We start from the raw sequence: 1,732 nt of genomic DNA, 5'->3' as shown, positions 1-1,732 counted from the left end.
GCCCTGTTCGGCTGCCCGCACTACGACGACATCATTGCCGGCTACCAGAGCATGCACCCACTGCAGCCGGGCTGGCGCAAGCGCATCGGGCTGCATCAGCTCTTTGCGCTGCTCGCGCATGTGGTGTTGTTCGGCGGGGGTCATGCGCAGCGGACACACATCTGCGCCCAGGCCGCGCTGTCGATCTGACCGGCTCTACAGTCGAGGCGTGAACGGTGCGCAGGCTCTGATCAACACGCTGGTCGACTCCGGGGTGGACGTGTGCTTCGCCAACCCCGGCACGTCCGAGATGCATTTCGTCGCGGCTTTAGATGCGGTTCCGCGGATGCGGGGCGTATTAGGGCTTTTCGAAGGTGTCGCCACTGGGGCGGCCGACGGCTACGCCCGCATCGCCGGCCGCCCGGCCGCCGTCCTGCTGCACCTGGGTCCCGGCCTCGGTAACGGCCTGGCCAATCTGCACAACGCCCGTCGCGCCCACGTCCCGATGGTGGTCGTCGTCGGAGACCACGCCACGTATCACAAGAAGTACGACGCGCCACTGGAATCCGACATCGACGCACTCGCCGGCAGCGTCTCGGGCTGGGTGCATCGATCGACCAGCACCGCCGACGTTGCCGCCGACGCGGCGCAGGCGATCGCGGTCAGCCGGGCGGGAGCCCAGATCGCCACCCTGATCCTGCCCGCGGACGTGTCCTGGTCCGACGGAGCCCGAGCAGCGGCCGAGCTGCCGGCAGCGCCGTCGGGCGCCGACCCGATGTTGACACCCGAGGTTGCCGAGGTGCTGCGCTCGGGCGAGCCCACGGTGATCATGGTCGGCGGTGACGCCACCCGGCGGCCGGGCCTGGCCGCTGCGGCGCGGATCGCACAAGCCACCGGCGCCCGTCTGCTCTGCGAGACTTTTCCGACGCGGCTGGAGCGCGGTGCCGGTGTCCCCGCCATCGAGCGGTTGGCATACTTCGGCGAGGCCGCGCTGGCGCAGCTAGACGGCACCAAGCATTTGGTGCTGGCCGGCGCTACGTCGCCGGTGTCGTTCTTCGGCTACCCGGACAAACCGAGTGACCTGGTGCCGGCCGGTTGCGAAGTGCACCTTCTCGCCCACCACATCGGAGCGGCAGACGCATTGACCGCCTTGGCCGACGAGCTGGCACCGGGAACCGTCGCCGAAGTCGCCGAATTGGCGCGCCCGCAATTGCCGAGCGGCGCTCTGACCGCCATGTCGGTGGCCGACGTGGTCGGCGCGCTGATGCCGGAGAACACCATCGTGGTCGACGAGTCCAACACGTCCAGCATTCCGCTGACTGCTGCGACCGCCGGTGCACCGAAACACGACTGGCTGACCCTGACCGGGGGGGCGATCGGCTACGGCATTCCGGCGGCAGCAGGGGCCGCGGTCGCCGCGCCCGACCGGCCGGTGCTGAATCTCGAATCCGACGGCTCCGCGATGTACACGATTTCGGGCCTGTGGACCCAAGCCCGGGAGAACCTGAACGTCACGACTGTCATCTACAACAACAGCGCCTACGACATCCTCCGACTCGAGCTGCAGCGGGTTGGCGTCGGTTCCGCACCTGGCCCCAAAGCGCAGGAACTTCTTGATTTGTCCAGGCCGACGATCGATTTCGTCAAGATCGCCGAGGGAATGGGAGTTCCTGCGCGCCGGGCCGCCACCGCCGAAGAGTTCGCTGACGGATTGCGCGCTGCCTTCGCCGAGCCCGGCCCGCACCTGATCGAC

2 protein-coding genes are annotated in these 1,732 nt (G+C 68.6%); both read left to right on the top strand.

Features of this window, described 5'->3' with window-relative positions; all coding sequences use genetic code 11:
- Nucleotides 1–189, top strand: a 189-nt coding sequence (locus AC2VOG_RS07480; RefSeq protein ID WP_486939283.1) for a fructosamine kinase family protein, incomplete at its 5' end; no start/stop codon positions are given.
- A 19-nt stretch (nucleotides 190–208) separates the two neighbouring features.
- Nucleotides 209–1,732: acetolactate synthase large subunit (locus AC2VOG_RS07475; RefSeq protein WP_486939282.1), on the top strand; the 1,524-nt coding region annotated here is incomplete at its 3' end.

The sequence above is a fragment of the Mycobacterium sp. TH-M11 genome (assembly GCF_057473725.1).
Note: the sequence above shows the minus strand (reverse complement) of the source record. Positions and strands in the feature narration are given on the sequence as shown.